Origin of the sequence: Tetragenococcus koreensis (assembly GCF_003795145.1) — a bacterium.
In the GTDB taxonomy this organism is placed as follows: domain Bacteria; phylum Bacillota; class Bacilli; order Lactobacillales; family Enterococcaceae; genus Tetragenococcus; species Tetragenococcus koreensis.
Map to the genome: position 1 here is coordinate 1961852 of NZ_CP027786.1, position 24307 is coordinate 1986158.

The 24307-nt window shown below is 35.9% G+C and carries 23 protein-coding genes and 1 other annotated feature; of the genes, 4 read left to right on the top strand and 19 right to left on the bottom strand.

The features are described 5' to 3' along the window. Positions 1-2: 2 nt before the first annotated feature. The 13 genes from C7K43_RS09455 to hisS form a co-directional block, all read right to left on the bottom strand. A complete protein-coding gene (locus C7K43_RS09455; RefSeq protein ID WP_124006611.1) occupies positions 3-1193 on the bottom strand; it encodes an acetate/propionate family kinase in 1191 nt (396 codons plus the stop codon). A 56-nt stretch (positions 1194-1249) separates the two neighbouring features. After that, on the bottom strand, positions 1250-2263 hold the full coding sequence (locus C7K43_RS09460; RefSeq protein WP_124006612.1) for a class I SAM-dependent methyltransferase: 1014 nt from the start codon (positions 2261-2263) through the stop codon (positions 1250-1252). A gap of 145 nt (positions 2264-2408) precedes the next feature. Further along, on the bottom strand, positions 2409-2819 hold the full coding sequence (gene comGG / locus C7K43_RS09465) for a competence type IV pilus minor pilin ComGG (protein ID WP_124006613.1): 411 nt from the start codon (positions 2817-2819) through the stop codon (positions 2409-2411). After that, positions 2791-3228: a competence type IV pilus minor pilin ComGF gene (comGF, locus tag C7K43_RS09470; protein WP_124006614.1), complete on the bottom strand. Its 438-nt coding sequence runs from the start codon at positions 3226-3228 to the stop codon at positions 2791-2793. The genes comGG and comGF overlap by 29 nt, the downstream gene beginning before the upstream one ends. Further along, positions 3218-3541, bottom strand: coding sequence for a hypothetical protein (locus tag C7K43_RS09475; protein WP_124006615.1), 324 nt, complete (start codon positions 3539-3541; stop codon positions 3218-3220). The genes comGF and C7K43_RS09475 overlap by 11 nt, the downstream gene beginning before the upstream one ends. After that, entirely contained in the window at positions 3513-3947 is a 435-nt protein-coding gene (gene comGD / locus C7K43_RS09480) for a competence type IV pilus minor pilin ComGD (protein WP_157977746.1), read from the bottom strand. Before comGD ends, C7K43_RS09475 begins: the two co-directional genes overlap by 29 nt. 23 nt (positions 3948-3970) lie before the next feature. After that, on the bottom strand, positions 3971-4300 hold the full coding sequence (comGC, locus tag C7K43_RS09485; protein ID WP_124006617.1) for a competence type IV pilus major pilin ComGC: 330 nt from the start codon (positions 4298-4300) through the stop codon (positions 3971-3973). Then, positions 4297-5319: a competence type IV pilus assembly protein ComGB gene (gene comGB / locus C7K43_RS09490; RefSeq protein WP_226996648.1), complete on the bottom strand. Its 1023-nt coding sequence runs from the start codon at positions 5317-5319 to the stop codon at positions 4297-4299. The genes comGC and comGB overlap by 4 nt, the downstream gene beginning before the upstream one ends. Next, positions 5300-6238 carry a competence type IV pilus ATPase ComGA gene (comGA, locus tag C7K43_RS09495; RefSeq protein WP_124006618.1) on the bottom strand — a complete coding sequence of 313 codons (939 nt, stop codon included), beginning with the start codon at positions 6236-6238 and terminating at the stop codon, positions 5300-5302. Before comGA ends, comGB begins: the two co-directional genes overlap by 20 nt. 255 nt (positions 6239-6493) lie before the next feature. Further along, the gene (locus C7K43_RS09500; RefSeq protein ID WP_124006619.1) at positions 6494-8392 is read right to left on the bottom strand and encodes an acyltransferase family protein; all 1899 of its coding nucleotides are present in this window, start codon (positions 8390-8392) and stop codon (positions 6494-6496) included. A gap of 138 nt (positions 8393-8530) precedes the next feature. Beyond that, positions 8531-9406, bottom strand: a complete 876-nt coding sequence (locus tag C7K43_RS09505) for a YitT family protein (RefSeq protein ID WP_124006620.1) — start codon at positions 9404-9406, stop codon at positions 8531-8533. 103 nt (positions 9407-9509) lie between these two features. After that, on the bottom strand, positions 9510-11279 hold the full coding sequence (gene aspS, locus C7K43_RS09510; RefSeq protein ID WP_124006621.1) for an aspartate--tRNA ligase: 1770 nt from the start codon (positions 11277-11279) through the stop codon (positions 9510-9512). A 12-nt stretch (positions 11280-11291) separates the two neighbouring features. Next, a complete protein-coding gene (gene hisS, locus C7K43_RS09515; RefSeq protein WP_124006622.1) occupies positions 11292-12575 on the bottom strand; it encodes a histidine--tRNA ligase in 1284 nt (427 codons plus the stop codon). Positions 12576-13001: 426 nt separating this feature from the next. Here hisS and C7K43_RS09520 point away from each other — a divergent pair, with 426 nt between their 5' ends. The 3 genes from C7K43_RS09520 to C7K43_RS09525 all read left to right on the top strand — a co-directional run bounded on the left by C7K43_RS09520 (position 13002) and on the right by C7K43_RS09525 (position 14975). Next, complete coding sequence (locus tag C7K43_RS09520) at positions 13002-13433, top strand: acyl-CoA thioesterase (RefSeq protein ID WP_124006623.1); 432 nt, start codon at positions 13002-13004, stop codon at positions 13431-13433. A 200-nt stretch (positions 13434-13633) separates the two neighbouring features. After that, positions 13634-13801, top strand: a complete 168-nt coding sequence (locus tag C7K43_RS13275; protein ID WP_168712001.1) for a hypothetical protein — start codon at positions 13634-13636, stop codon at positions 13799-13801. Positions 13802-13910: 109 nt separating this feature from the next. After that, positions 13911-14975: an FUSC family protein gene (locus tag C7K43_RS09525; RefSeq protein WP_307723690.1), complete on the top strand. Its 1065-nt coding sequence runs from the start codon at positions 13911-13913 to the stop codon at positions 14973-14975. Positions 14976-15015: 40 nt separating this feature from the next. Here the strand turns inward: C7K43_RS09525 and C7K43_RS09530 are convergent, their stop codons facing one another. The 5 genes from C7K43_RS09530 to infC form a co-directional block, all read right to left on the bottom strand. Next, entirely contained in the window at positions 15016-17754 is a 2739-nt protein-coding gene (locus C7K43_RS09530) for an ABC transporter permease (RefSeq protein WP_124006624.1), read from the bottom strand. 9 nt (positions 17755-17763) lie between these two features. Beyond that, positions 17764-18465 (bottom strand): ABC transporter ATP-binding protein, encoded by a 702-nt coding sequence (locus tag C7K43_RS09535; RefSeq protein WP_124006625.1) that lies wholly within the window; start codon positions 18463-18465, stop codon positions 17764-17766. Positions 18466-19091: 626 nt separating this feature from the next. Then, a complete protein-coding gene (gene rplT / locus C7K43_RS09540; RefSeq protein WP_124006626.1) occupies positions 19092-19454 on the bottom strand; it encodes a 50S ribosomal protein L20 in 363 nt (120 codons plus the stop codon). Between the two features lie 59 nt (positions 19455-19513). Further along, on the bottom strand, positions 19514-19714 hold the full coding sequence (gene rpmI, locus C7K43_RS09545) for a 50S ribosomal protein L35 (protein ID WP_124006627.1): 201 nt from the start codon (positions 19712-19714) through the stop codon (positions 19514-19516). 63 nt (positions 19715-19777) lie between these two features. Further along, a complete protein-coding gene (gene infC / locus C7K43_RS09550) occupies positions 19778-20299 on the bottom strand; it encodes a translation initiation factor IF-3 (RefSeq protein WP_124006628.1) in 522 nt (173 codons plus the stop codon). Positions 20300-20340: 41 nt separating this feature from the next. Next, positions 20341-20478, bottom strand: a sequence feature (ribosomal protein L20 leader region). Positions 20479-20736: 258 nt separating this feature from the next. On the opposite strand from infC, the gene C7K43_RS09555 reads away from it, so the two are divergent. Further along, positions 20737-22401, top strand: coding sequence for a peptide ABC transporter substrate-binding protein (locus tag C7K43_RS09555; RefSeq protein ID WP_124006629.1), 1665 nt, complete (start codon positions 20737-20739; stop codon positions 22399-22401). Positions 22402-22570: 169 nt separating this feature from the next. On the opposite strand, the gene C7K43_RS09560 is transcribed toward C7K43_RS09555, so the two are convergent. Further along, on the bottom strand, positions 22571-24244 hold the full coding sequence (locus C7K43_RS09560) for a PucR family transcriptional regulator (RefSeq protein WP_124006630.1): 1674 nt from the start codon (positions 24242-24244) through the stop codon (positions 22571-22573). Positions 24245-24307 lie beyond the last annotated feature (63 nt).

Here is a 24307-nt window from a genome sequence, read left to right on the forward strand (position 1 = left end):
TATTAACCATTTTTACGCAATGATTCTACATCACGTGCAATGACTAATTCTTCATCTGTCGGAACTAAAAGTACTTTGACTTTAGAATCGTCAGTTGAGATTACTTTTTCTTCGCCGCGCACATTATTTTTTTCTGGATCAATTTCGCAGCCAAACCAAGTCATCCCGTTAATCACATTCGCACGAGCATTCGCGTCATTTTCTCCAATGCCAGCAGTAAATACGATCGCATCAACGCCATTCATTGTAGTTACATAACTACCGATGTATTTACGAATACGATCAGCAAAAATATCTAACGCAATTTGAACATCTTCATTATCCATATTATCTTCCAAATCACGCATATCACTGGAAATACCTGTTAAACCAAGCAAACCTGACTTTTTGTTTAAAATGTTTAACATTTCGTCGATATCAATATTTAATTTATTCATCAAATATTGCAAAACAGCTGGATCGATATCACCAGAACGAGTTCCCATAGTCACACCAGCTAATGGGGTAAAGCCCATTGAAGTGTCTACGGATTTGCCATTTTCAACAGCTGTAATCGAAGCGCCGTTGCCTAAGTGACAAGTAATAAGTTTCAAGTCTTCAATTGGGCGTTCTAACATATCAGCTGCACGTTCTGCAACATAGCGATGGCTAGTTCCATGGGCGCCATATTTACGAATATCATACTTTTCTTTATATTCTTTAGGAATACTGTAACGCGCATTAGATTCTGGCATATTTGCATGAAATGCTGTATCAAAAACAGCCACATTAATTACATCAGGTAATAATTCTCTAAATGCATTAATCCCCATTAAGTTAGCTGGATTATGCAAAGGAGCAAAATCAGCTAGCTCTTCAATTTTTTCCAGAACGTCATCGTCAATGACGACTGATTTGTCGAAATATTTCCCACCTTGAACTACACGGTGACCAACACCGGTAATTTCATCGTAAGAACCCAAAATACCTAATTCAATCAATTTGTCCAGCAACATTTTAACTGCAACTTCGTGGTCATTAATATCCTTCGTTTCTTCATATTTTTGACCGTCTCCATATTTAATCGTAAAGATCGAATCTTTTAAGCCGATTCTTTCTACAATCCCTTTAGCAGCTACCTCTTCTGCTGGCATTTCATATAATTGCCACTTTAAACTTGAACTTCCTGCATTAATTGCGATTGTTTTTGCCATTTTTTATCCTCATTCCTTTTATTTTAAAATTTTAGTACTGATACTAATTTTTATCTTTAATTTGCCATATTGGCAGATTGCCATTCTTTGAATTCTTTAAAGAAAGTAGTAACTTGTGCTGGTTCTTTCAATGATGCCACTTTTGCTAATAGCACTTCCGGCACTTGCTTGGCTGTTTCACCTTTTTGCTGCAAAATTAAAATGCTTTTGCTAGCGGCCTTATTTTTAAATAATTCATCTGGCAATTGGATGATCCCTTGCAGATACACTTTATCAACCAACCATTTTTTTAAATACTCGCTTTGGTCCGTTTCTAAAAAGTTCGTAGGAACTAAGAACAAGCCAAAACCATCCTCTTTTACATATTTCATACTTTGCTCAATCAACAAATGATGAGCAAAACTGTGGTCTTCTTCTGCCGCTGTATCAAATTTTTTCGCATTTTCATCCATTGGATAATAGCCAACGGGTAGATCGCTAAAAACAGCATCGGTAGGATCCATTAATAGGTCAGTAGCCGCATCTTGATGGAACAAAGTAACATCTGTTGGGATCCATTGACTATTACTAGCAGCAACTGCCAACATCGTTTCATCATTGTCTACGCCAAAACCATGCAAATGGTACCCTGCTACTTCCAGATTTGTTAATACGGTAAAGAGTAAATTCCCCATTCCACTGGTCAAATCAGCAATTGTTTTTAATGAATCTTTTTCAGGATATAGTTGTTCTAATAAAAAAACAAATAAAAAACCAATACTGTCAGGAGTCAACTGGTGATTCGGCTGTAGTGGTTCGGTCTGCATTCCTTTTAAAAGCAATAACTGTGAAAGCTTGCGCCGTTCTTCTTTTTCCAAAGAAATTCCCTGAAGCTTTTGATAAATCCGATCGAGTTCCTCGACAGTCGACTGCTTAGGGACACCATCAACGATACGCACTTGGTAATGGTCGTTAATGTTCTCTATATTTTCTATGTAAGCATCTAAATAAGAGGTTTCCAAGGCGTTTTGCAATAACTGAATTGCTTCAAGATGCAAGTGAAAACTTTCTTCAACATTTTCTGCAGACACGGTCTCCCTCACTTTCTTAATTGACTATAACAACAAATTTACCTGTTTAATTCTATCTGATTTAAGTCAAATAATCAACTAACACTGTTTACAGCGCTTCACTTTCTTTTATTCTATGTGTTTATTTAAAATAAAACAGAACAGTTCACTCTGTTTGAAGAATTTCACTGCTCTGCTGTGTATCATTGTTTGTTTTTTTCTGTACTTTTTTCTTAGCAGACGCCTCCTCTATTTTTTCTTTAAAGTTTCTTTTTCGCTCACCCACACTAATGGTTAGCATTAGTTGGTCTTTTTCTTTTTCATAAGACAGTTTTCCCTGATTATAAACAGCTTCTCCTTTTTGCGGTCGTTTGTTTTCCGGCAAAGCCTGGTAGTCTGTCAAAAATAATTCCTTAATAATTTGGATCTCATAATATTCACGTGTGTTCCGTGTAAATTGCGCTTGTAGACGATAATTTTCTGATAGAAATAGTAATAACACGCTTATAATAGCCACCGTGAAAACGGCCGTTAACAACACGCCGCCTTTATGTCTTGTCGATCGTCCATTTCCCATTTTTTTGTTCTCCGTTCAAAAAAGTTACCGTAAATAAAATATACTGACTACTTTTGCGAAATTGTAATTTTCTCACCTCAGTCAACACTGGTTCATAGCCATTTTTCTCACGTATCGCAATCTCATTTCGATTCGAATTTAACTCAATACGACATTCATATTCTCTATTTGTAGCCGAATTTACTTTATTGTAATAAATTTTATTACTTGCTACTCGAGAAAATGTGCCTTCGGCTAATTTATCTTCAAATTGAATCAAGAATACATGCCATTCTTGCGCATTTCTCCCATAAACAGCTTGTTGTACTTGTTTGCTTTGTTGAAAAACGCCCAATGTTCCTAGCAAAAATAAACTTAATACCATTAATGCCACTGCACACTCTATAAGTGTAAACCCCTTATTTTTCACGTATGATCGCCCAATCCTGTTGCTTTGTAGAAATTTTTGCTTGTGCCATAGGACTTGTTTGATAAGAAATTGTAAAACTTCCGTTTCTTGTCACCTGGTAATTTGCCGTTTTCATTTGATATTGCCTGCGTTCTTTTGTTTCTTCATATAATACACGTAACATCTGCAATTCTTCTTGGCTCTTTTTGGTTTCTTTTAAAGCATGTACTTGACTTGTTTGAAAAAGAAAAACGGTCGTTGTTAAAATGGCCAAAGCAACAATACATTCTAGCAAAATAAAACCACTAGTTAATGGTTGTGATCTTTTTTTCATAGTGCCCCCTTGCAAATAAAAAGCTATAGGTAATCTTTTGATTATTTTTATCCCAATAAAAGTGGAGTTTTTGTAAACTGCTGTTATTGCCAGAACCAGAATTAAAATAAAGCGTTTTAATTCTGCTTGCTCTTAAATCTTTTGGCATATCAAGTTTTTCTATCGTATCGGTATAAAAATAATACTCAGTCGTCGTATCTCTTTGCATCATTCGGGTCCTCTCATTCGATGTGATAGCCGCTTGTTGGGTCATTAGTATATTTTTTTCGAAATGATCCAAAAAATGAACAACTTCCAACGTTTCTTTAGCATCCTGTATAACGATCGAAGGCAGGGTGATGAATAGTGTTACCACAAATAAGACTACAAGAGATTCAATCAAAGTAAATCCTGGATAAGGTTTCATGGTTGTTCGCCTCATTCTCATCGCTAATTGTTATATTTTTTATACACTTTATATTGCTCTGAAGTTACCAGATTTTTTAAGGCACTATCTGTAATTTTTTTATTATTGTTAATTTCATAAATTTCAATCTGTGTTTCAACAACTTTGACGATAGCTTCATCTCCTTGGTCTGAAACTGTATCTTTTTGCTTTGATAAATTAGGAATAAATAATAAGACCAAGATACTAATAATTAACAAAACGATCATCATTTCTATTAATGTGAAGCCGCTTTTCGTTTTTTTCTTAAAATCCGTAAACTTGCTACTGATTATTTTCCTTAAATTAAATTTCTGCTGCCGTTCTTCTATCATTCCATAATCCCTCCAATATTTTCATACATAGGTAAAAACATCGCAATATAGATTGCCATAATCAAAACCGCAACCACCAAAAATACTACTGGTTGGACCCATTGAATCCAACCTTCTACTTTTTCAACAATTCTTTTGGTTAATAATTGACTATAAAGCAATAACTCTTCACCCAGTTTTCCCTTAATCTCCCCTTGTAAAATAATCAGCGAGAATTCGGGTAACAAAAATGTATAATGTTCTAATTCTTCAGCTAGTGATTTCCCTTGTGACAGCGCATTATTTAATTCCTTAGCTAAGCTGGCAACTAACGAGTGAGGATTGACGGTCGCCATAAAAGCTAGAATCTGTCGGGCTTCAAGTCCTTGTTTAAACATTTTTCCCCATTCCAAAGCAAAATAGCTGGTTTGAAACATTTTGTATAAAAAACCCACCAATGGCAAATTAGCAAAAAAGACTGCACGCCAAATAACGGGCTGCTGCCGACTATACCACCAACCGCCCCCAAATAAGCAGCCTATAACAACTATCATCCCCACCATAATAAATGGTCCATAAGTTATTAACAAAATACTCCAATGGCTTGTATCAATCATCCCTGATTGCAGCAACGATGGCAGAAGAAAAAAACGCATTGCAAATAATAAGGTAATCACAAATATAAATAATAAAGCTGGGTATGTTGCGACTTTACTCAATTCCTTTTTCTGCTTTCTTAAAATTTGCATGGTATTCAAAATGTTCTTTAATGTTGTAACCACATTTCCATGGACATCTGCTAATTGTACTTGAGTCATTTCTTGCAACGTAAAACCAGCTTGATAGAAACATTCAGCAAAAGTCCCCCCCTTAGCAAGACCGCTAGTAAAACATTGCAAAATTTCCGGGGAAAACTGTCTGTTACGTTGCATGACCGCTAAACTTTCTTGCAGAGAAAAACCATTTTCTAGCAAGCTGATCATCATTTCTAAAAATTGTTCACGCATGAGGGCAGTATTTTTATGCTTGTTTTTCGGCATACAGTAAACCTCCCTCTTGGACCTGAGCGTAGGCTTCAGACCATTGTCTTTTTTCTAAATTACCAGTAAAAAATTCATACGCTAGTAGAGCTCGGCTTTCTTCCTGTTTGTCTAAAAAAAGTTGTTGATAAATTACACCATTTAAGCAATCACCTAATTCGGTCTGGCTACCTACTAAGTCCAATAAACGACTTTTTGTTTCAAGAACTCCTTTAGCATGTACTGTTGCTAGTACAGTGTGCCCGGTCAAGGCTGCACGGATAGCTGCTTTTGCTGTCAGTTGATCACGTATTTCACCAATAATCAATAAGTCAGGACGATGCCGCAATGATAATTTGATTAATTGATCATACGTCTGTTGAATTTTTTCATTCGTTTGCAGTTGTAAAAAATTCGGCTCTTCGATTTCGACCGGGTCTTCAATCGTAATGACTTGTCCTTTTGCATGTTGGGCCAAGTGATACATTAACGTGGTTTTGCCAGAACCTGTAGGACCACTAAAAAGATATAGTCCTCTTTCTTCTTGGATTTTTTGTTGAACTAATTCGGCATCTGCAGAAAAGAAATATGCCGGCTTCTCCTGATTCAAATTGTATAAAAAGCGGATAACTAAACTTTCATTCCCTTGGTAATCGCCAACAGTTGATAACCGTAATCTTTGTGTATGTTCTTTAAATAAATAGCTAATAGCGCCAAGTTGAGCTTTACGTTTTTCTCCAACATCCATTTCACCCAAATATTTAAATCGTGAAATCAGCTGCTGTGCTTGTTCATTTGAAATTTCTTTGTGCTTAATCGTTTGTGAGTTTTTCCGAAAATAAATAATGGCCTGTTCATTTAATAAGTACAGATACATATCTTGCATTTTGTGTTGACTTCCATAGTTAATTAATTCATCAGACAGTTCTTCAATCGTCATTTATTTCCTCCTTTCACTATAAAGTACGCAATTTTTGCTGATTTCTTTTTTTGAAATGGGAAAAAAGTTAAAAATGTAAGTTTAAATTACTTTTAGCACATAAGTTTTCAAAAATAATGATCGTATTTGGAAATAACCACATAAGTTCAGAAAACTTACGTGGCTAATACTAGATAAGCACGTGACTTTGCCAGTGTTATGTGCTTAAGACACAAAAAAGCCCGCTGAAAAATTCAGCGGGCTTTAATGTATGTGCTATTCTAATATAGCTTTAGCTAACAGCGAAGTATACTCCACTCTTCCGACGTCAGTTGGATGAACTTGATCTTCGCGGAACCAGTTATTATTTGGATTACTTAAGTCGTACCAATCAACTAATGTGACACGTTTGTACTTGTCATCCATTTTTTTGAACAAGGTATTATTATCATTTTGCCAACGTTGTGTTGGTACTCGAACATTAATTAGATAAACTTTTCGGTTACCAATGACATTCATCAGATCATCAAATTGTGCTTCATCTGCATAACCGTTACTACCTAAAGCAATCACAACATTTTCTTTCAAATTATCTTCATCTTTTAATTCCTGCAAAAGATCTACACTATCGTATAATTGACGACCAACATCGGCATCAATGACAGCATCAGGAAAAATTTCTTGAATGTTTTTAGTTGAACCTAATAAGACAGAATCTCCGAAAGCTGTAACTTCGGTACTGCGCGCACGTTTCACTTGATTTTCTGTCAAATCATATTTTTCCATCACATGATCCGTGTCATTGCTATATGTTTGTAAGATATTCTCATCAGTTGCTGTGTCTTGCGTTTCTTCTTCATCATTCTCTGCTTCTACTTTTTCACCATCATTTTTGGACTTTTGAGCTGCTTGTTTATTTGCCTGAATCTCTTCTTGAAATTCCTCTTGATTAGCGTCTACATAGTTGCTAGGAGCTGTAGCAACTCCTATAGTCGCAATTAGGACAACGACAAAACCAGCAATTCCCACTGCTTTTTCTTTACTAAGCGCAGGCAAGGCAAACCAATCCTTGATTTTTTTCCAGGTTTTTTTATAGTCAAATTTTCTTAATGGTTCTTCAATGAAACGATAAGATAACTCACTACATAATAAAATCAATGCAAATTCAATGAAAACATGCAACCAGACATTAGTCGCTACATTTACTTTTGCTTCATAAAAAATCATTACAGGAAATTGGTATAAATAAATACCATAACTACGTTTGCCTAAATAACTAAACACTGGATTAGTTAACCAGCGATTCAAGCTCGCACCAGGATGGGATGTCACGGCAACTAAAACAGCTGTAATGAGACTAACTAGATAGATTCCTCCATAATATGGGAAGCTGAATCGATCATCCATAAAAATAAACGAAACCACTAACATGAACAGCGATGCCAATCCTGCAATATTTAGAATTCTTTTAGCACTGTCGGGAATTTCTGTTTTCAAGCGGGTACTAGGCCATATAAAAGCCAGCGCATTACCGATCAAAATCGAAAAGATGCGGGTGTCTGTACCATAATAAACCCTCGTAGGGTCTTCTCCAGGAGTAAAACCAACTGCCATACCGATGGCTGACAAAAGTGCTGCAATTGATAGTGCGTAAAAAATCCAATCCCTGCGTTTAACAAATTTCATTAGAAAAATAAAAAGAATGGGCCAAATTAGATAATTTTGTCCTTCTACAGCCATTGTCCATAAGTGAGTAAATGGAGATTCATTGCCAAAACGATCAAAATAAGAAAGGCCGTGATCGATTTGCCACCAGTTATTCACATACAAAAGGCTACTAAGTACGGCCCCTCGTAAATTATTTAATAAATTTCGCTGAAATAGCGTTATGTAAGCAGTTGAAATAACCAGCACTGTAACTAAAGACGGATACAGTCTTTTTAAGCGCCGTATATAAAATTTCAAAACACCGATTTTTTCATTTTGTTGCCATTCCTGGCGCAATAAATCAGTAATCAAATAACCAGAAATAACAAAAAGGATGGGAACCCCTAAATAGCCCCCAGGCAAATAAGATGGCATCAAATGATAAAAAATGACACCAATTACTGCTAATGTACGAACGCCGTCAATTCCGGTAATGTAACGGCTATTCTTAATTCTTCTTTTCTCCATGTTTTTGTACCCTCTTACACTCAATTTGCCATTGCGTCAAGTTATATCTAATCAAAAAAAGCTTGTAAAAGCAATCTGTAACATAATTCTTAAAAAAAATTAAATCTGATGTTTCCTTGAAATAACAGTATAAAACGATTATAATTCTTCTTCATAAAAATTCCCTAAAATTTGGACATTTTCTGCAATACTGACAAATGCTTTTCCATCAGATTTATTCATCGCCTCACGTAATAAGGGCATTTCATAACGGGTCACAATGGTAAACAATACCGTTTCATTCTCTTTTGTATAGGCGCCTTGGGCATTATTTATAATGGTAATTCCCCGTTGCAGACGTTTTTGCAATGCTGCAATTACCACTTCTGGTCGGCGAGTAATAATCATTACCTGCATTTTCTTTTGTTTGGTGTAGACCACATCGATCACTTTACCACTGACAAATATCGCTAAGGCACTATATAACGCATACTGCCAACCAAATAATATACCCGCTGCGACCATAATCATGCCATTAAAAATAATTGAAAGTGAGCCTACTTCTCTGCCAGTTTTCTTCCGAATATAAATGGTAATGAAGTCTAAACCACCTGAAGACAGGCCATTTTTAAAAGCATAGCCCATTCCAGCACCATTTAAAACTCCTCCAAAAATCGCACAGATAATCGGATCTGTTGTTAAAACCTCTGTTGGTATTAATTCCATAAATATTGAAGTAAACACTACCGTAATCCCAGTGAAAATGGTAAAACGACGGCTGATTTTAAACCAACCCAGTATAAATAAAGGTAAGTTAATCAGCAATAGTCCCCAGGCAATTGGAAAATCCACCTGTAAAAATTGTTGAAACAGCGTGGAGATGATTTGAGCAACACCCGTTGCCCCACTGGCATAAATATTGCCCGGCTCATAGAAAAAATTCAAAGCCACAGAAGCTAGTAACGCATAGACAATTGAAAAAGAAAATCTAGTAACATAATCAGTTTGCAAGAAAAGTTTTAGGGAATGTCTCATTAGCTCCGTCCTTTTTTTATTATTTATCACATTATAACAAAAAAGTTCGAATAAGGATAAAAGCAAACAATAGCCGTTCGTCTTTTTCCTTATTCGATAAGCCTTATTCTTCGGTATCTGTTACCTCAATATTTAATTCATATAATTGAAGCGGAGAAACAGTGCTTGGTGCATTAGACATAGGATCTAATGCTTTACCATTTTTAGGAAAAGCGATCACTTCGCGGATGTTATCTTCCCCAGCTAAGAGCATTACTAAGCGATCCAAGCCTAAGGCAATTCCGCCATGGGGTGGAAAGCCATACTCTAAAGCTTCTAGTAAGAAACCGAATTGTTCATTCATTGTTTCTGTTGAAAATCCTAACGTTTTAAGCACTTGCTCTTGCAATTCTCTAGTATGAATCCGTAGTGACCCACCACCTAATTCATAACCATTCAATACAATGTCGTAAGCTTGGGCATAAACTTTTGCAGGATCGGTCTGCAAATAAGGAATATCTGCTTCTTTAGGCATAGTAAACGGATGGTGAGCAGAAACATAGCGTTCTTCTTCATGATCGTATTCAAATTGCGGCCAATCAACAATCCACAAAAAGTTAAATTTAGTCTGATCGATTAGGTCTAATTCTCTAGCTAAACGCGTGCGAATAGCTCCCAATGTCGCAGCCACTACTTCAAAAGAATCAGCACCAAACATAATTAAATCGCCAACTTGGGCCTCCGTTTTAGCAATAATTTCATCTGACACATCAGTCAAGAATTTCGCAATTGGCCCTTTAAGCCCGTCTTCTTCGACTTTCAACCAAGCTAAGCCCTTGGCACCAAACTGGCTAGCATATTGACCTAGATGATCCATATCCTTACGTGAATAGTTGTTTGCTGCTCCTTTGGCATTCAGTGCCTTGACTACACCACCATTTTGTAAGGCCATTTGGAACACTTTAAAATCTACATCTTTTACCACTTCTGATAAATCAATCAGTTCCATGTCAAAACGGGTATCCGGTTTGTCACTGCCAAAACGATCCATCGCTTCATCCCAAGTCATTTTAGGAAATGGTAAAGTGACATCAATTCCTTGTGTTTTTTTCATCACATCAGCTAACATTTGTTCCGTATATGTTTGAATATCTTCTGGCGTCAAAAAGGACGCTTCAATATCTATTTGGGTAAATTCCGGTTGACGATCCCCACGTAAATCTTCATCTCTAAAACAGCGAACAATTTGATAGTAACGATCAAATCCAGCATTCATCAATAATTGTTTAAAAATTTGTGGTGACTGCGGTAAGGCATAAAAATGTCCAGGATGTACACGCGAAGGTACTAAATAATCACGAGCACCTTCTGGCGTTGACTTGCCTAAAAAAGGTGTTTCAATATCTAAAAACTTATGATCATCTAAAAAGTGACGGATGGTTTGAGTCACTTTAGATCGTAACATCAAATTTTCTGTCATATTAGCCCGTCGTAAGTCTAAGTAACGATATTTTAGGCGGATCTCATCGCCTGCTTTTGTATCCTCTTCAATTGAAAAAGGCGGCGTTTTGGCGGTATTTAAAATTGTAATCTCGTTTGCCATTACTTCAAATTCGCCCGTTTTCATATTAGGGTTAATCGCTTCTTCAGTACGTTGTCTGACAGTGCCTGTAACTTCTAACACGTATTCGCTACGACAAGAATCAGCGATTTCCCAGGCTTTTTGTGAGACTTCTGGGTTAAATACAACTTGGACAATCCCTTCACGATCGCGCAAGTCAATAAAAATAACTCCGCCTAAATCTCTTCTTTTCTGTACCCAGCCTTGTAAAGTAATTGTCTGCTCTAAATTTTCTTTAGCGACCAGACCGCAATAAACTGTTCTATTCCCCATGTTTTTTCTCCTTTAAATCATTTCATCAAAAATTTGTGTAAAATCATTATAAATAGCCGTTAAGGCAATCCGTTTTTCTTCACCGCTTGCCATTGATTTCACGTTGATCATGCCCGCATTCAATTCGTCTTCTCCCAAAGTAAGAACAAGCTTTGCGCCTTCTTTATCAGCGGATTTGAATTGGGCTTTGGCTTTACGTCCCATAACGTCTCGATCAGCTGAAAAACCAGCCGCCCGGATTGCTTGGGTGACTTTCAATGCTTCAACATTTGTGAAATCTCCAATGTTGACCACATAAGCGTCCAATTTATGCAATGCAGGTAGTTCAACTTTTTCATTTTCCAAAACTAGTAACAATCGTTCAATTCCCATAGCAAAGCCAAATCCTGGTGTATCAGGCCCGCCCAATTCTTCAACTAGCTGATCATACCGTCCGCCAGCGCAGATTGTGGATTGGGCTCCCAATTTGGGATTGTCATTCATAATTTCAAAAATGGTGTGCGTGTAATAGTCCAAACCGCGAACCATCGTTGGTTCAACCTCATAGGGAACTTCTAAAGCATCCAGCATTGCAGTGACTTGAGTAAAATGACTTTGAGCATCTTCACTTAAGTAATCCAAAATCGATGGTGCCTCTGCGACAAATTTTTTATCAGCTTTGTCTTTACTATCTAAAATACGTAAAGGATTCTCGTGCAAACGTCTTTGGGAATCTTCACTTAATTCATCTTCATGAGCAGAAAAATGATTCATTAATGCTTGGCGATAATTTTCTCTCGTTTCTTTATCGCCTAACGTATTAATGACTAAACGAAGTTGTTGAATCCCTAACTGCTTAAAAAATTCCAGCGCCATAATCATGGTTTCCACATCCGTTGCTGGATTATCTGAACCAAAAGCTTCTACACCAATTTGATGAAATTGGCGCAGGCGACCTTTTTGAGGACGCTCATAACGAAACATCGGTCCAATGTAAAATACTTTGTAAGGCTTGCTATATTCTGGGCCAAATAATTTGTGTTCAACATAAGCACGCACAATGGGGGCAGTGTCTTCAGGGCGTAACGTAATATGACGTCCGCCTTTATCATAGAAATCGTACATTTCTTTAGAAACGATATCTGTCGTATCTCCCACGCTTCTTGAAATCACTTCGTAGTGTTCAAACGCAGGTGTACGAATCTCATGATATTGATAGTCATTGAATAATACACGTGCTGTTTCTTCAATAAATTGCCACTTTTCAGATTCACCAGGCAAAATATCATTCGTGCCTTTTGGGCGTTGATAACTCATTGTTTTTCCTCCTAAAACTCATACCGACAACAAAAAACAAATAAAAAAACACCCTTGTTTTTACAAGGGCGAATTACTCGCGGTACCACCTAATTTTGAAAGTTATGCTTTCCTTTGACGAATAACGCTCGTTTAAGCGGAACGGCTTTTGGCTCGTTCGCCTCTGGAATGTCTGTACATATAGCAATCACTTAAACTATTTTCAGCCAAGATAGTTTCTCTCTAAAAAGTTCTCTTGCTAAATGTCTGTTCCTTCTTAGGCTTTTTTGTATTAGCTTTAAATTACAAGAAAAACCTTGAAAAGTCAAGTTTTTTAGCAATAATATTACTGAAAATTTTCTTTTTTATTTTCTTAATCTACTACCTAATATTTCTTGTCATTTAGCTAGAAAAATTTTAGACTATAATTAAGAAGAAGGTGAAAAAATGTATCCTGGTTATTGTCGCAAACCACATTACTATGAAACCGACCAGATGGGAATTGTCCATCACTCAAATTATATTCGCTGGTTTGAAGAAGCTCGTGTCGATTTATTAGAATACTTAGGACTTCCTTACCAAGATATGGAACAAGCTGGAATTATTGTTCCTGTTTTAGAAGTGAGCTGCCAATATAAAGGCATGATTTATTACGGCGAAAAAGTACGTATCGATACTTTTGTCGCCAAATATAATGGCGCGCGCTTAGACTTTTCTTATGAAATAGCCAATGAAAAGAACCAGCTAGTAACGACTGGAACAAGCAAACACTGTTTCTTAGAGCAAAATTCGAATCGCTTAACCCGTCTAAAAAAAGCGCAGCCAATCTTTCATCAAATTTTTGAAGACTATGCAAAAAATAACCCACAACACCCTTAACTTGATCATTCTAGATTGAAGTGTTAACCAATCCTACCCCTCTGATGGTGCACTTCAATCAATTAGAGCAGGGTAAAGTATTCTATGATAATGATAACAATTAGTAAAAAAGTTAGCGTTTTTATAAAATTAAAGCGTTTTTATTGCTTTTTGCCTCCTACTTCGTATAATCTTGACTATACCAAAAAGGAGGGGATTGTATGTATGTCGTAAAAGTCTTTCATGGTTACATTGCTAAAGATGGTCGCAGAACAAGAGATAAGACACCCACTAACTTGCTACTATTTCCTACCAAAAAAGAGTCGGAAAATTTTGCTGATAGAATCGGTGGACGGGTTAAAAAATTAGAGGAAATTACTAAGGCTTGAGCTTTTCTTTTAAGAGAAAAAGCTCAAGCCTTTTGTTATTTATGTTTTCACAAATATAAATGCCTAAAAAACCAGCATTTATGTTATCATAGAAGGTGGTGTTGCACAAATGGAAAATATGAAAAATAATTTTTTTAAAGATTTACTGCATTTACATAGACCTACATTTAACGTAGTAAAGCTTTTAGGAACAATCGCTTGCATGGCAATTATATTATTTATCGGCTATTTTTCTCATAATATGTCGATTGCAAGTTTTGGTTTTTTAGGCATTTTTATACTTATGTATTACGAAAATATCCCCTTAAAAAACTTGATTTTACGCTTTATAGCTGTTGCGCTTTTCATTTTAACTAGCTTTCTTATCGGCTTTTTAACTACTTTTGCTAGTTGGACTGCTCCAATTGCAGTCGGGTTGATTGCCTTTTTAGGACGCATCTTTTTTCGCCTTTATGATATTAAAAAACCGGGTGTCTTTTTTGCCGTCTTAGTTTCAGCGATGGGCGCAAGTATGCGCATTCCCATAAAACAAGTGCCAGTATTAGGTAGCTATTATTTATTAGGAGCTTTCATTGCGATTCTTATGGCAATAATTGTGCACTTTACTGAAAAAGAACCCCCTACAATTGTAGAAGAAAAGTCTTTTTTTCAACGTGTTCACGAGGACCCTAGTGTTTTTATTGACGGTATCTTTTATGGTGCGACTTTGTTCTTAGCCGTTTATTTGAGTTCTGGATTACAATTGCAAAATCCTTATTGGATGGTGGTATCTTGTGCGGCCATTTTACAAGGAGATAACTTAAGAGCAATTATGCAACGCAACGTCCAGCGTATTTTAGGAACTGTTATTGGCATTGGTATTGCTGCTTTATTATTAAATGCTCCTTTAACTACCTTGGAAACCATCTTTTTAATTATTGCCCTTTTTACAATTTCGCAGATCTCAGTGCGTAGTAACTATGCGTTATCCGCTTTTTTCACAACGCCTATGGCTTTATTACTCTCAAGTTTAACGAAAGACCAAAACGTACCTTCTTTACTACAATACCGATTTATCGGAATTGCTTTAGGTGCTTTATTAGGCGCTTTATCTGCTTGGTTAATTACAACTGGACTCAAATTTTATAATAAATCTTTTGACTTACACGAAAGCTTTGATAAGGAACCCGATTAAAAAAGCATTTTTCTCTGAGATGGGAAAAATGCTTTTTAGTTTATTCATTTGCTTTCAAAGCACCAATCATGTCAATGTTTTTTAATTTAAAATGAGTAATAATCATAACAATTGCAGAAAATACAATTGTCATCAAGGCTGCCATTAAATATCCTATCGGCGGCACTATGAGTGGAAAGACAATACCATCCGAGGAAGCCATCGTTACAATAAACCAAGTCAAAACTTTCCCTACGCCAAAGCCAAACAAAATACCTAAAATAGTGAAAATGACATTTTCACGCACAATATACATCGTAACTTCTTTGTTAAAAAAGCCTAAAACTTTGATTGTAGCTAACTCTCTTTCACGTTCTGAAATATTGATATTTGTTAAATTATAAAGCACGACAAATGCTAAAGTCCCTGATAAAATAATGAAAATTAAAATAATAGGCATTAGATTAGCAGAAGAACTTGCTTGCGTTTCAATCTGATCACTATTAAAAGTGATATTCATCACTTCATCTGTATCTTCTAGCGTTTGTGACAAATCATTTTCCGCTGGCTTATCCATATCTGCCGTTTTGACTAAATAGGTATTTAAGTCTTCATCAATATCTGTTACCTCGTTGAAATAATCTTTTGTCATATAAACATTATGACCCAGATAATTTTCTGTAATGCCGGCAATTTTAATCTCGTATTCATCGCCCTCAGCGCTTTGCATCTTCAATGAACCTCCGACAGAAGCATCATATAATTTAGCCAAACGATCACTTATCATCGCCCCTCCATTTGTTAGGTGTGTTTGTGAGTCGTCTGTTTCAGCATGGAATGTAACAAAGTCCAAAAAAGCGTCAGGCTGCTCTGTTACAGAAAGCGTAGCGTTTTGTTCGGTGGCCCCTTTTTCTTTAAATTTTACTTGCTCACTGTAAATTGGCAAATAGCGGTCAACTTCTGCTGTAGCTTTGAACGCTGCTTCTACTTGCTCTGAATTATCGATGCCCTCTTCATTTAAGGTAACCATGGCTTGGTAATGATTTAATTCTTCAAATTGTTTATAAGCAGGCGCTTCAATTGAATCTTTTAAACCAAAACCAGCTACGATAAGTCCGGTACACCCCGCAATTCCTAACACTGTTAAAATCATTCGTGCTTTATAGCGAAATAGATTTCGGGCAGTTACTTTCTTAATAAAGCCTAGCCTGGCCCATAACGGAGTAATTCGTTCTAAAAAGATGCGTTGACCAGCTTTGGGCGCTTTGGGCATTAGTAAAGAAGTTGGTTTTTCACGTAAATCTTTAGCTAATACATATACGGCTGACCCCAGTGTTGCAATAACTGCTGCTATCATTGCAATCATAATTGGAGTAAACCAAAAACTGATCGGATAATTTTGGAAAATAAACATTTGTTTTAATAGCAAGAAAACAATGGGTGGAAGAAATTTTGTTCCAACAATAACGCCTAAAGTTGCACCCAATAGCACTGTAAAAAAAGCGTATAAAATATATTTACTAGAAATCTCTCGGTTACGATAACCTAAAGCTTTTAACGTTCCAATTTCTTTTCTATTTTCTTCAACCATGCGCGTAATCGTTGTGAAAGTAATTAAAATAGCAATCAAGAAAAAGAAAACCGGAAATACATTGCCGATCGTATCGATGCGGTCAGACAAACTAGTATATTCATTAAATCCCGGATAATTTTTCCGAACATCGGTTAAATAGTTAGGCTCTTCCATGTCCTCAGCTTCTTGTCTCGCTTTGTCAATATCTTCTTGTCCTTCAGCGAGTTTTTGCTGATTTTCGTCTAATGTTCCTTGCTGACCTTTAATACCAACTTCTGCCTCAGCGAGTTGCTCTTGGCTCTCTGCTAGTTGTTCATCAGCAGCTGCTGCGCCATAAGCTGCAATTACCTGTTCTTTTTGCTCTGAAAATTGGTCTTTTTTCTCTTGCAACTCATCTTTTGCTTCATCTAATTCTTCTTGACCATCTGCTAATTTCCTATGATTTTCGTCAAGTTCCTCTTGTTCATCAGCAATTTCTGATAAGGCATCATCTGTTAATTCTTGTTTACGATACTCTTTTCTTTTATCAAAGATACTGTCAATATCTTCTAATTTCGCATTTAATTGAGCTGCATATGCATCTGAAAAAAAATCATAAGGTAAATTTGAAAAAGTTAAGTTCATCATCGAATAAGCGTCTGCAGTAAAATTACTAGCAGAAAGATAAATAAAACCATCAATATCGCCTACCTCAGCTGCCCCTCTTTCAGTTTTATTAATATAAAGAGGCGATTCAACATAACCAGTAATTTTTACCTCTTGATTTTCTAATTGATCATCAGCAATAGTAATGGTCTGACCTATTTCATAATCATCTTGCATTTGAGAATCAATGACTGCCTCATCATCTGCAGTAGGCATACTTCCTTTTTCTAATGTCAATTGATTTTGTTTTTGCTCTTTATCAAAAGAATATACTTGCAAATTTCGATCGTTCTCTTCATCGGAATAAGCAAAATTATAGCCCAATTCTGCATGCGCACCATCAATTTGTTCAATAAGTTCTTTATCCTTAGTAGTTAAACCAGCTGTTCCTCGGATTTGAACATTTGATAATTGCTGCTTTTGAAAATACTGATTTCCTAATTTTTCCAGATCTGGTCCCACTGATTTAATTCCTACAAAAAGTAAAACGCCCATAAAAATAATTAAAACAACAGCAATAAAACGACCAAAGGATTGCTTAATATCACGGAAAGTTGAACGGATGTAGACATTATTTTTCATTGTATTCACCTACCACACGATCGTATCGACTGAAGAAGGGGCTTTATTTTCTTCAATTGAACGAACTTGCGCGTCATTGATTTGAATCACTCGATCAGCCATTTCTGCAATTGCTGAATTATGCGTAATAATTAACACAGTACGACCTAGTTCTCTACTAGCATTTTGTAAGAGCCTTAATATTTGTTTACCCGTTTCATTGTCGAGTGCGCCAGTCGGTTCATCACAAAGCAATAATTTTGGATTTTTAGCCAAAGCACGAGCAATTGCCACGCGTTGTTGCTCGCCTCCGGAAAGTTGAGCTGGAAAATTATCCATTCGACCTTGTAAACCAACTTGTTTTAAGACCACTTCAACGTTTAAAGCATCACTAGCTATGGCAGTTGCAAGTTCAACATTTTCTTTGGTCGTAAGATTAGGCACTAAATTGTAAAACTGAAAAACAAATCCTACATCTGTACGGCGATATTCGGTTAATTGCTTGCTTGAATACTGTGCGATATCCACATCATCGATAAAAATTTGTCCTTCACTCGGCGAGTCCATACCACCAAGAATATTTAAAATCGTGGATTTTCCGGCCCCACTTGGACCAAGAATCACTGCTAATTCTCCTTCTTTTATGCCAAAATTCAGATCATTGTTAGCGGCAATTATTGTATCGCCCATCTGATACTTTTTATAAGTATTTTTCACTTCAATAAAATCCATCTTTTCCCCCTAGTTTCATTTACTATGTACCATACTGAATGAATAACACAAACTAAGAGTATAACAAAATGAAGAACGCTTCAATAAGCAGGCCTTTTTTAGCGCATTATAACTTCGATAAAAACAATAAAGGAAACCACGGTAATCATTTGAATAACGAAAAAAAATAGTATCTATTACCAGCCAATTAACCTAAAAACCTTTTTTTTAATATGACTATAAATACTTATAAGTATACCCTTATAGATTGATTCAACAGTAATTTAGCTCTATTGAAAAACAGTGAGCTCTTTATTGGCTAGTGTATTACCTAGCGAAAATTATTATCTTTCCTCGGCATTACTTAGGTAATAATTGAAAATAGACAACATGAACATAAATGAAAAGTTAGACAACTTCCTGATATTAAAAGGATGTGACTTAACTTTTTCAATTAAATTATAAAACTAAATAGCGTAGGCATTTACCTAAGAAAGCAAATACCACTAATTCAGATATTTATTGTTAACCTATTTTGTAATTACCGATGTTATTCGTTTATTGTACAACTTTCGCATTGCCAATTCATTTTATATATAAAAAAAGTCTACTCAATCGAGCAGACTTCGTTAAACTTTATTATTTAATTAGTTGTTTTCTAACGCGCTTTTTGCTTGTTCTGTCAATGCAGTAAATCCACTTTCATCGCTAACTGCAATATCAGCTAACATTTTACGATTAATATCGATACCAGCTAATTTCAAACCATGCATTAATCGTGAATAACTAATATTGTTCATACGTGCTGCTGCATTGATACGTGCGATCCATAATTTACGGAAATCACGTTTCTTCTGACGGCGATCACGAAATGCGTAGTTATATGAATTCATCACTTGTTCTTTTGCTGTTTTAAATAAAGTATGTTTTGCTCCGTAATAGCCCTTTGCTAATTTTAGCGTTTTTTTACGACGTTTACGAGTTACTGTTCCACCTTTAACACGTGCCATGTTTAATTCCTCCTAAATAATTCTTCATTTGAATGGGTATGCAACACTTGCACAACTCACTATTTCATTTTAGCTAATTGTTGACTGATGCGTTTCATATCATCAGCTGAAACCATAGCTGGTTTGCGCAATTGACGGCGTTGTTTTTTTGTTTTACCGTGGAAACGGTGACTTGTAAACGCACGATGTCTTTTTAATCCGCCATTACCAGTACGTTTTACACGCTTTGCTAATCCGCGGTGTGTTTTTTGTTTTGGCATAACTAATTTCCTCCTCAAAATCTATATGATCTGACTGTTGACTAATTTTTCAGCAAGTCGATTTTACTTGTCATTTTTAGGTGCAAGCATCAAGAACATACTGCGTCCGTCCATCTTCGCTTTTTGCTCAATGGTTGCAACGTCTTCTGTTTCTTGAGCTAAACGATTCAAGACTTCCTGACCAATTTCTTTATGGGTAATGGCACGGCCCTTAAAACGAATAGAAGCTTTCACTTTATCGCCTTTTTCAAGGAATTTACGTGCATTACGTAGTTTCGTATTGAAATCATTCTCGTCGATCGCTGGACTTAAGCGTATTTCTTTTACATTGATCACTTTTTGTTTTTTACGAGCTTCACGTTCTTTTTTCTGTTGTTCAAAACGATACTTTCCGTAGTCCATGATTCGCGCAACGGGTGGCTTTGCTTTCGGTGCTACCAAAACTACATCTAAGTTTGCTTGTTCAGCTATCTTCAACGCTTCTGCTTTTGTTTTGACGCCAAGTTGATCTCCATTTTGATCGATCAAACGCAACTCACGTGCACGAATGCCGTCGTTAACCATCATATCCTTTGCTATGGTCATTCACCTCCAAATATTTTGAGAGAAAGAAAGCTTTATAAAAATTCTCCATAAAAAAACGAGTTCTTCTATAAGAACCCGCACGTATTCCCACTAAGGTATACTTACCCTTAATGCAAAATCCTATTCTGCCCAGTCACTTTTGTCACTAAGGCGAGAAGCGGGTGCTTCTACTTCCATTTCTCAACTTAAATAGTATAGCACATATTCACTATTTCGTCAACTTTTTTCTTATGTTTTCTCTAAACATCTGGTGATTCCTATTTATCCTTTTTTAGAGCCCTTTTTTTACTTTGTACAAAATAACCAAATACAAATACGCTTTATTGTAACTTTTAACGGTTCCTTCTTTTATTAATTGTGGTAAATTGAAAATTACAAATATTTTAAATTATCTGATAATTTAAATCGCTTATTTGTACACAAAGGGGGACGAAAAATTGAAAGCGAAAAAGTTAACGATATTAGGAGCTGTTTCTACTTTATTACTACTAACAGCTTGTCAAGGTCAATCAGCAAGTCAAGATGCTCAAGGAGAGAATACTGAGCAAAAGATTGAGTTAAGTTCTACTGCCGCTATTTCTACAATGGAGCCTAGCCAAGCCGGCGATACAACTTCTACTTTAGCTATGAGTCAAGTTTTTGAAGGTCTTTATGTTTTAGGTCCAGACGATGAATTGCAATTAGGCGCAGCCAAAGAAGAACCGGAAATCAGCGAAGATGAAACAGTTTATACGTTCACCTTAAGAGATGATGCAGAATGGTCAAATGGCACTCCTGTTACAGCAGATGATTTTGTCTTTGCCTTTCAAAAAATTATCGATCCGAAATACGCAGCGCCAAATGCCGATGTGCTCTTTGACGTTGTCAAAAACGCTCGCGAAATTAATTTAGAAGAGGGCGATATTGATACGCTTGGTGTCAAAGCAATTGATGATAAAACATTAGAGTTTACTTTGGAACGTCCTGTACCATACTTCAAGTCATTGCTTGCTTATCCGGTATTGTATCCGCAAAATAAAGAATACGTTGAAGAACAAGGAGACGAATACGCTATTGATTCGGAACACCTCATTTATAATGGTCCGTTTAAATTAACCGACTGGAGTTCTTCCAGTGATGATTGGGGCTATGAAAAAAATGACACTTACTGGGATAAAGATCAAGTTAAATTAGAAGAAGCAGGTGTTACCGTGGTAAAATCTCCTGCAACTGCCCTTAACTTATATACAACCGATGAATTAGATATGATCGATAAACTAAGTAGTGAATACATTCCTTCTTATAAAGATGATCCATCGTTTGAATCTGTTGAACAATTTACCACGTTCTTTTTAAAAATGAACGGTGAACGTGACGGAAAGAAAAATGCCTTAGATAATGAAAATATTCGTAAGGGAATTGCTCAAGCTTTCAATAAGGAAAATTTCGTAGAAAAAGTACTACAAGATGAGTCAAATCCAACCGACCATTTGATACCAAAAGGTCAAACCCAATCTCCAGATGGAGAAAAAGATTTTACAGAAGTGGCGGAGGAAAGAAACGATTATATGACTTATGATCCTGAAAAAGCGAAAGAAGCTTGGGAAAAAGGAAAAGAAGAATTAGGTGTAGATAAAGTACAGCTCGACTTTTTAACGGATGATACCGAAGAAGCGAAGAAAAACGCTGAATTTTTCCAATATGAATTACAAGATAACTTGCCAGGCTTAGAAATAACTGTAGAACAAGTTCCTTTTACCGTTCGTGTTGAACGTGATCAAAACAAAGAATATGATTTAGAATTAGCAGGTTGGGGAACTGATTATCGCGACCCATTAACCGTGATGCGTATCTTTATGTCTAGCAGCGATTTAGGAGGCGTTACCTATAGTAATGAAGAATATGATAAGTTGATCCAAGATACAAGAACAACTCACGCCGCTGATTTAAATGCACGTTTTGATGACTTTATTGAAGCACAAGATATTTTAATTAATCAAGATACGATTATTGCACCAATTTATAACAGAAGCTTGTCTACTTTAGTTAATCCAAGCGTCAAAGATTTGCATTGGCACGCATACGGTCCAAGTTACAGTCTAAAATGGGCCCACAAAGAATAGATACGAGATTTGAACAAAAGTCTCAAGTAGCATTAATTTTAAGAACAATTGAAAGTTTGTTCCTATGCTCCAATGGGTCCTTGTCGCAAAAAGGCGAGGACCCATAGAGCAGGTAACAGGTGATTTTTTGCAAATCTTGCTGGAAAGTACGTACTATTTCAGCCTCTACTCATTCTAATTCATTTTCCTGATAGAATTTTAAAGCTAATTGTAGCGATAATGCAATATTTGGCTCAGTAATATCGATTGCCAATATATCTTCGATACGCTCAATACGATAAATTAACGTATTACGATGAATATAAAGCTTCCTTGCGGTCGCTGCAATATTTTGTTGATTTGCTAAATAACTCGCTAGTGTTTGCAGCAGGTTTAAATGATTTTTTTGATCATATGCGATAAGTTTGTGTAAATAATGAGCAGAGAATTCAGCAGCAGCTTGAGTAGAGATTTGTTCTGATAAAAATGTATCAAGATAAAATTCATTTAAAAAGTGAATGCCACTTTGTGTTGCAGCTACCGTATTTAACATATTCGTTGCTTCAGAATAGCTTTTAGCAACAGATAAAATGGGTTGACTAGATCCTACAACAATTGAAAAATGTAAGGTACGGTTGATTTGTTGTTTTAAATATTTTAATAACCGGTTTAATATCTTATTTTGCTCTGCTTGGACAGCTGCTTGCTTTGTTTCTTTGGCGTTACCTAATAACCCGATTAACTGATTTCCTTGTTTAAACACATTTGAATCTAAGAAATTATTTTGAATATAGCGGTGTAGCGCTGATAACAACATCTGCATCGCTTGTTCTTCATATTTACGTTGCTCAAAAAGGGTTTTATTGCTAATTTTAGGGAAATATACAGAGATAATATAAACAGAATAGTCTAATTCCACATTAATATCTATATTAAAAGTCCTTAACGTTTCAACGTTTGTTATCTTCCCTGCAAATAAATGAGCAAAAAAATCACGATAAACTTGGTTATTTACTCGTTCCTTTTCAGTTTGATGAGCAACTTCTAAAGCAATTGACATTGTACAGCTTTCTAAAGCAATGTAATCAGTATTCACTAATGAGCGATTCTTTAGATAAACAATGATATAGCCGTAATTAATTTGGTTGAAAAAAATTGGCATAATACAACATAGAACTTCTTGTTCATTTTTGTATAATTTACGGTAAAATGGATGTTGTACTTGCTCTACATTTTTAGGCAAATTTTGTAAAGACTGTTTAGGAAAATGATATTCTTTGCCTTGCTTATTTAAAGTCTGACGAAACTCATTTTCAAAACCCGCTAGAGACAGCACTTCCCAATTAGAAGTTGTAACTAACACTGGGTTTTCTACAATTGTTTTAAGTTTTTTAGCAATATAATCGATTCCTCCATTATTTAAAGAAGATTCGAAAAATTGCGAATAAATATCTAATGTAAATTGTTGTTCACTTGCTAAATCAGAAGATAACTGATTCATCACTGTCTTTAAAACTTTAGAAAAAGCTACCCCGTAAGGAATTTCAATTAACGGGAGCCCGAGTTGTCGACTAAGTTTAATAAGTTCGTTAGGAATTTCTGTGAAAAATTGACCTGTTTTAATACACACTGCAGCAATATTTAATTCTTGAAAGTGTTGAAAATAGCGTTTTTGCTGTGCATAACTTTCATAAAAAAAATAGCCTGTAGTAATAATTAATTCGCCGGCCGTTAGCCAATCATCTGCTTTAGGATTATCTAAAATATTTGCGCCAGTGATGATCCGATCCAACCCTACATCATCGCCGGTCAATACTTTAAAGTTATGTGCCATTGGTAATTTTAAAAATTCAGCAACATTCATGGCAAACACTTCTTTCTTCAATAATTTGTATAAGTATATACGATTTAGAAGAGGGAAACAACT